Origin of the sequence: Ornithinibacillus californiensis (genome assembly GCF_001038485.1) — a bacterium.
Taxonomy (GTDB): domain Bacteria; phylum Bacillota; class Bacilli; order Bacillales; family Amphibacillaceae; genus Ornithinibacillus; species Ornithinibacillus californiensis.
This window is the reverse complement of the sequence record NZ_LDUE01000017.1, coordinates 1-3,279: the sequence shown is the minus strand read 5'-3', so window position 1 is coordinate 3,279 and position 3,279 is coordinate 1. Positions and strand designations below refer to the sequence as shown.

Here is a 3,279-nt window from a genome sequence, read left to right as displayed (position 1 = left end):
TGTGCCTACAAGTAGTCGGAGCACGTTAATGTGTGACGGCGTACCTTTTGTAGAATGGACCGGCGAGTTACGATCGTATGCGAGGTTAAGTGGAAGACACGGAGCCGTAGCGAAAGCGAGTCTGAATAGGGCGAATTAGTATGCGGTCGTAGACCCGAAACCGTGTGATCTACCCATGTCCAGGGTGAAGGTCAGGTAACACTGACTGGAGGCCCGAACCCACGTATGTTGAAAAATGCGGGGATGAGGTGTGGGTAGGGGTGAAATGCCAATCGAACACGGAGATAGCTGGTTCTCTCCGAAATAGCTTTAGGGCTAGCCTCAAGAGTTGAGTACTGGAGGTAGAGCACTGATTGGACTAGGGGCCCTCATCGGGTTACCGAATTCAGTCAAACTCCGAATGCCAGATACTTTATCTTGGGAGTCAGTCTATGGGTGATAAGGTTCATAGACGAAAGGGAAACAGCCCAGACCGCCAGCTAAGGTCCCAAAGTATACGTTAAGTGGAAAAGGATGTGGAGTTGCACAGACAACCAGGATGTTGGCTTAGAAGCAGCCACCATTTAAAGAGTGCGTAATAGCTCACTGGTCGAGTGACTCTGCGCCGAAAATATACCGGGGCTAAACGTATCACCGAAGCTGCGGATTGTTCTTACGAACAATGGTAGGAGAGCGTTCTAAGTGCTGTGAAGTCAGACCGTGAGGACTGGTGGAGCGCTTAGAAGTGAGAATGCCGGTATGAGTAGCGAAAAAAGAGTGAGAATCTCTTTCACCGAATGCCTAAGGTTTCCTGAGGAAGGCTCGTCCTCTCAGGGTTAGTCGGGACCTAAGCCGAGGCCGAAAGGCGTAGGCGATGGACAACAGGTTGATATTCCTGTACCACCTCATAATCGTTACGAGCGATGGGGGGACGCAGTAGGATAAGGAAAGCGCACCGATGGATGTGTGCGCCCAAGCAGTGAGAGTGTTGGATAGGCAAATCCGTCCAACTTAAGCTCAAGCTGTGATGGGGAGCGAAATTTAGTAGCGAAGTTCCTGATTTCACACTGCCAAGAAAAGCCTCTAGCCATGATTTATGGTGCCCGTACCGCAAACCGACACAGGTAGGCGAGGAGAGAATCCTAAGGTGAGCGGAAGAACTCTCGTTAAGGAACTCGGCAAAATGACCCCGTAACTTAGGGAGAAGGGGTGCTTCTTGTATGAGAAGCCGCAGTGAATAGGCCCAAGCGACTGTTTAGCAAAAACACAGGTCTCTGCGAAGCCGAAAGGCGAAGTATAGGGGCTGACACCTGCCCGGTGCTGGAAGGTTAAGGGGATGAGTTAGGGCTTAGCCCGAAGCTTTGAACCGAAGCCCCAGTAAACGGCGGCCGTAACTATAACGGTCCTAAGGTAGCGAAATTCCTTGTCGGGTAAGTTCCGACCCGCACGAAAGGTGTAACGATTTGGGCACTGTCTCAACGAGAGATCCGGTGAAATTATACTATGCGTGAAGATGCGCATTACCCGCGACAGGACGGAAAGACCCCGTGGAGCTTTACTGTAGCCTGATATTGAATGTCTGTGCAGCTTGTACAGGATAGGTGGGAGCCTTAGAAGCCGGAGCGCTAGCTTCGGTGGAGGCATCCGTGGGATACCACCCTGGCTGTATGGACCTTCTAACCCAGGACCGTAATCCGGTTCGGAGACAGTGTCAGGCGGGCAGTTTGACTGGGGCGGTCGCCTCCTAAAAGGTAACGGAGGCGCCCAAAGGTTCCCTCAGAATGGTTGGAAATCATTCGTAGAGTGTAAAGGCAGAAGGGAGCTTGACTGCGAGACCTACAAGTCGAGCAGGGACGAAAGTCGGGCTTAGTGATCCGGTGGTTCCGCATGGAAGGGCCATCGCTCAACGGATAAAAGCTACCCCGGGGATAACAGGCTTATCTCCCCCAAGAGTTCACATCGACGGGGAGGTTTGGCACCTCGATGTCGGCTCATCGCATCCTGGGGCTGTAGTCGGTCCCAAGGGTTGGGCTGTTCGCCCATTAAAGCGGTACGCGAGCTGGGTTCAGAACGTCGTGAGACAGTTCGGTCCCTATCCGTCGTGGGCGTTGGAAGTTTGAGAGGAGCTGTCCTTAGTACGAGAGGACCGGGATGGACACACCGCTGGTGTACCAGTTGTTCTGCCAAGAGCATAGCTGGGTAGCTACGTGTGGAAAGGATAAGTGCTGAAAGCATCTAAGCATGAAGCCCCCCTCAAGATGAGACTTCCCATCACTTCGAGTGAGTAAGATCCCTTAGAGACTATGAGGTTGATAGGTCCGAGGTGGAAGCGTGGTGACACGTGGAGCTGACGGATACTAATAGATCGAGGACTTAACTAACTTTGTTTGATATTTGTTGTTTACTCTTATTTAGTTTTTAGGGTATAAATACTCTAAAAAAAATAGTACTTGATTTTTTATGGAAAACGATTATAATAAAGTTTGTCACTAAAAATTAAGTTAACCTGTCTGGTGATGATGGCGAGAAGGTCACACCTGTTCCCATACCGAACACAGCAGTTAAGCTTCTCAGCGCCGATGGTAGTTGGGGCATTGCCCCTGTGAGAGTAGGACGTTGCCAGGCAGGATTATTCCTTCAAAAACCACGATTGTGGGACACTTTAATATTATTCCACAGTAGCTCAGTGGTAGAGCAACGAGCAACACTTCTACCGAGTAAGCTCCGAGTAACCCTGAAGCATATACAACTTTGAATATGCTGGCAGATGCAGGGGTCACTAGATAGGATTTTCCTTCAAAACTCGAATGTGGACACATTGAAATTATTCCACAGTAGCTCAGTGGTAGAGCAATCGGCTGTTAACCGATCGGTCGTAGGTTCGAATCCTACCTGTGGAGCCATGGAGAGCTGTCCGAGTGGTCGAAGGAGCACGATTGGAAATCGTGTAGGCTGCGAAAGTGGTCTCGAGGGTTCAAATCCCTCGCTCTCCGCCATTTAAACTTTAATATGGCCCGTTGGTCAAGCGGTTAAGACACCGCCCTTTCACGGCGGTAACACGGGTTCGAATCCCGTACGGGTCACCATGTGGAGGATTAGCTCAGCTGGGAGAGCACCTGCCTTACAAGCAGGGGGTCGCAGGTTCGAGCCCTGCATCCTCCACCATTTTTAAAAAAGTAACAAAAAAATACTTGCATTCATAAAAAGTGCATGTACTTAATTCAATACTTCTTATTACCGCGGGGTGGAGCAGTCTGGTAGCTCGTCGGGCTCATAACCCGAAGGTCGTAGGTTCAAATC

Annotated in this window: 4 tRNA genes and 2 rRNA genes; all 6 read left to right on the top strand. The window is 50.4% G+C overall.

Annotated features, from left to right (window positions below):
- Positions 1 to 2,360: ribosomal RNA gene (locus TE34_RS03865) — 23S ribosomal RNA — on the top strand; the annotation flags it as partial.
- A 128-nt stretch (positions 2,361 to 2,488) separates the two neighbouring features.
- Positions 2,489 to 2,604, top strand: a 5S ribosomal RNA gene (gene rrf / locus TE34_RS03860).
- A 203-nt stretch (positions 2,605 to 2,807) separates the two neighbouring features.
- Positions 2,808 to 2,882: transfer RNA gene (locus TE34_RS03855), tRNA-Asn, on the top strand.
- A gap of 1 nt (position 2,883) precedes the next feature.
- Positions 2,884 to 2,975 (top strand) — tRNA-Ser (locus TE34_RS03850).
- 15 nt (positions 2,976 to 2,990) lie between these two features.
- Positions 2,991 to 3,065 (top strand) — tRNA-Glu (locus TE34_RS03845).
- Between the two features lie 3 nt (positions 3,066 to 3,068).
- Positions 3,069 to 3,144: transfer RNA gene (locus tag TE34_RS03840), tRNA-Val, on the top strand.
- Positions 3,145 to 3,279: the final 135 nt, after the last annotated feature.